Source organism: Mesorhizobium sp. M7A.F.Ca.CA.002.15.2.1, from assembly GCF_003998715.1.
GTDB classification, from domain to species: Bacteria; Pseudomonadota; Alphaproteobacteria; order Rhizobiales; family Rhizobiaceae; genus Mesorhizobium; species Mesorhizobium ciceri.
In genome coordinates this window covers 1-2340 of sequence record NZ_RZPI01000805.1, presented here as the reverse complement: position 1 = coordinate 2340, position 2340 = coordinate 1, and the positions used below count along the sequence as shown (strand labels likewise).

Annotated in this window: 2 protein-coding genes and 1 pseudogene; 2 read left to right on the top strand and 1 reads right to left on the bottom strand. The window is 60.5% G+C overall.

Annotated elements, in window-relative coordinates; translation table 11 throughout:
• A pseudogene (locus ENZ74_RS29550) lies at window positions 1-1162 on the bottom strand (kinesin); the annotation flags it as partial.
• A 272-nt stretch (window positions 1163-1434) separates the two neighbouring features.
• On the opposite strand from ENZ74_RS29550, the gene ENZ74_RS29545 reads away from it, so the two are divergent.
• Together ENZ74_RS29545 and ENZ74_RS29540 are read left to right on the top strand one after the other, a co-directional pair.
• Entirely contained in the window at window positions 1435-1803 is a 369-nt protein-coding gene (locus ENZ74_RS29545; protein ID WP_023813039.1) for an Hpt domain-containing protein, read from the top strand.
• A 111-nt stretch (window positions 1804-1914) separates the two neighbouring features.
• Window positions 1915-2235, top strand: a complete 321-nt coding sequence (locus ENZ74_RS29540; RefSeq protein ID WP_013531878.1) for a 2Fe-2S iron-sulfur cluster-binding protein — start codon at window positions 1915-1917, stop codon at window positions 2233-2235.
• The last annotated feature ends 105 nt before the right edge of the window (window positions 2236-2340 follow it).

The window sequence follows — 2340 nt, the reverse complement described above, 5'->3', positions numbered from 1 at the left end:
CGTCCGTGGTGTCCGTCAGCTTGGCAATGCGGGTGTCGAGAAGGCTGGCGAAGGCCTCGCCCGAGGTCGACAGACGGTCGGTGATCGAATCGAGCCGGCCTTCGACGGAATCGAAGATCGACATCGAGCTTTCGTTGATGCGGTCGATCAGCGTGTCGCCGGAATTGGTGATCGTCATCGACAATTTGGTCGATGCATTGAGGATCGAGTCGCGAATGATGTCGGAAGCCGCGCCGATCTCGTCCTTCAGCGTCTCATGCGCGCCGGTAATCGAGGCGCGGACGCGCTCGGCATGGGTGACGACGGCTTCGCGCTCGCTGCCGAGGCCGTCGACCAGCGAACGGATGCGGGATTCATTCTCGGAATAGGAGCGTTCGATCTGGTTGACTTCGCTGTGGACAAGCGTTTCCAGTTCGACGGCGCGGGCAAGCGTGCGTTCGATGCCTTCGCCCATCGCCGCGACCTCGCGACGAACGGCCTGGCCGATCATCATGACGCGATCCTGGGCAAGGTTTTCCGGCTCGGTCAGGCGGAAGGCCACTTCGGTCATCGACTGTGCGGCGATGCGCATTTCCTGGGCGCGGCGAATCATGGCGGCGAAGGCCCAGAACAGGATGACGGGCACGATGGCCGCGACGGCGAGGCCGATCAGTTCCGGACGGGCAAGGAACTGGTCGAGCGTGCGGATTCTCCAGATGCTCGGTCCGAAAAGCAGATTGGCCAAACCACCGGCACCGGCGAACCAGGCGAGCGAAACGAAGGCGACGACCCAGTAAATGGTGTTCGAGGCACGCCTGTTGAGGCTGTGCAGGAGCGTCTTGTAATCCTTCTGGCGATCGTCATTGGCCGGCGCGAAACCTGCGGGCTGGGCGCCATTGCGCGGTTCCACGGGGCGCAATTCGGCAGGTTTGGCCTTGGGCGCGGGTTTCGCGGCCTGGTTTTGGTTGACCACCGGCTCCGGGTTCTGTTCCGGCTTATGATTGCGTCCCTCGCGCGCCAGCTCGTCGGCCGCCTGGGATATCTGCGCTTCAAGATCCTCCATCGAAGCCGCGATATCGAGGTCGCCGCTGCCGATCTCATTGCTGAGGTCGAGATCGAGCGCCTTTTCCAGTTCCCTGGCCACTTCGCTGTCGAGAGTTCTCGTCGTCGGTTTCTTTGCCATGCCTTCGCTACCCTGTACTAGCTGCCGCGGGCTTATAATTCTGTTTGTCTTGCCCCGCGCAGGAGGCTGAAAATGGACCCCTCGTATCGTAATGACACAGGGGGGTAAAGAAAACATGCATTCCGCGGGATACGTAAAACTTTAAATATAAGGTTAACGGAACTGTGATTTGGACGCCGCTTTGGCAACATTTTTCCGGGCCATTCATTAACCCGTTGTCCATTGGATTCGCCTAGGTTTTTGGGCGAGTCGAAGAAACGGAGTTCGAGTTCATGCGTGGCGAAAGCGGCATCGCCTTCTCAATGCCCGGGGGAGATGTATCCGGACCAAGACGGTCACGGCCGGTCGATTTGGCACACCTTGCCCGCCAGACAATGGGTGACCGCAGCCTTGAGCAAGAGGTTCTGGCGCTATTTGTACAGCAGGCGCTGTCCGTGCGTGACAGAATAGTCGACGCCGATATCAAGGACCGGCTTCTGCTCGCCCATGGATTAAAGGGTTCGGCACGGGGCGTGGGCGCCTTTGCCATCGCCGATTGCGCCACCGAGATCGAGCACCGGCCGGAAGACGGCCAGACGCTCAAGCGGCTTGGTACGCTGATCGACGAAGTGCGCGATTTCATCGCCGCCATCAACCGCTGAATCCGCGCCGAATCCGATTTGCGGAAAAACGTCATCGGGCGGCGCTTTCATGCGGCAGTTGACTTGTCAGCCGGAGTGATTATCTCGGCTGCAACTCCCTTCAGGTGACAAATGACCAAGCTGACTTTCATTGCCCATGACGGCACGCATTTCGACATGGACGCCGAGAACGGCTCTACGGTCATGGAGAACGCGATCCGCAACGCCGTGCCCGGGATCGAAGCCGAATGCGGCGGTGCCTGCGCCTGTGCCACCTGTCACGTCTATGTCGACGAAGCCTGGACGGCTGAAGTCGGCGAGCCGGAAGCGATGGAAGAGGACATGCTGGACTTCGCCTACGACGTCCAGCCCAACTCGCGCCTGTCATGCCAGATCAAGGTCCGCGATGCGCTTGACGGCTTGGTCGTGCGGGTGCCTGCCCGCCAGGGATAAGCGCAACCTTTTTGCCAACTGATTTTTCCCGCTGTGGCTTGGCAGCGGGGCGATGGTCATGCAGTGTCCTGCTGTTTCACCACAGCGCCGCGCGTCCTCTTGGAC

Bases quoted from the DNA above. Each gene is read 5' to 3' on its own strand.
- ENZ74_RS29540 (WP_013531878.1), top strand. From the start codon at position 1,915: ATGACCAAGCTGACTTTCATTGCCCATGACGGCACGCATTTCGACATG.
- ENZ74_RS29545 (WP_023813039.1), top strand. From the start codon at position 1,435: ATGCGTGGCGAAAGCGGCATCGCCTTCTCAATGCCCGGGGGAGATGTA.